Genomic DNA, 833 nt, shown 5'->3' with positions numbered 1-833 from the left:
CGTTTTTAATTTACGAGCTAATCTTACTCCGAACTGTGCACCAACAATGGATCCAAGCATTAATGCTATGGTAAGTGGCCAGAAAATTTTACCCGTTGATATGTAAGTGATGGCAGAACCAAAGCAACTTGCAAAAACCCCAACTCTTGCTAAGCCAATTGCTCGGATATAGGCAATTTTTTGGCTTGCATATAAATACATCGCAAGTGTACTGCTTCCTGGCCCAAACATTCCGTCATACATTCCTATACCAATTAGTGCAGTTCCTGATTTTTTACTTGCATGAAACTGTTCAGTTCCATCAAAATTACCTGTATTCATGAAGGAAGTTACAAATGCAAAGCTTAATAAAATGATTGCAATAAGGGTTAGGGTACTTCCGCTTAAAAAGGAAGCAATGAGTCCACCTAAAATACCACCTCCAAGACAAAACATTAGGACTAATAATGCTTCTTTTGTGGAAACTTCTTTTCTCTTTAATATGACAAGAAAGCTTGAGAGTGAACTGACAGTATTGGAAACCTTGTTTGCACCGATTGCTGAATGCACGGGTAACCCCATAAGTAACATAGTGGGTAAGCTAATCAGTCCCCCTCCTCCGACCAATGTACCGACTACATTCCCTATAATTCCAATCATAAAAAAGATGACAAATTCCATTGAACAACCTACTTTCAAAATTGCATCATAGATTCAGTTTACCATGTATAATCTTTGGTTTGAACTCTAAATGAAACAACTTTAAAAATTCGATGAATGGAGCGATGAGGTAGAAGAGTTTGAATTAATGATAAGTAAATGATATGGAACATAATTTTCGATATTGTGTTTTA

1 protein-coding gene is annotated in these 833 nt (G+C 36.5%); it reads right to left on the bottom strand.

Annotated features, from left to right (window positions below):
* A partial coding sequence (locus tag C9J37_RS27775; RefSeq protein ID WP_107897945.1) for a sulfite exporter TauE/SafE family protein occupies positions 1-660 on the bottom strand: 660 nt, incomplete at its 3' end.
* Positions 661-833: the final 173 nt, after the last annotated feature.

The sequence above is a fragment of the Lysinibacillus mangiferihumi genome (assembly GCF_003049665.1).
GTDB lineage: Bacteria > Bacillota > Bacilli > Bacillales_A > Planococcaceae > Lysinibacillus > Lysinibacillus mangiferihumi.
Note: the sequence above shows the minus strand (reverse complement) of the source record. Positions and strands in the feature narration are given on the sequence as shown.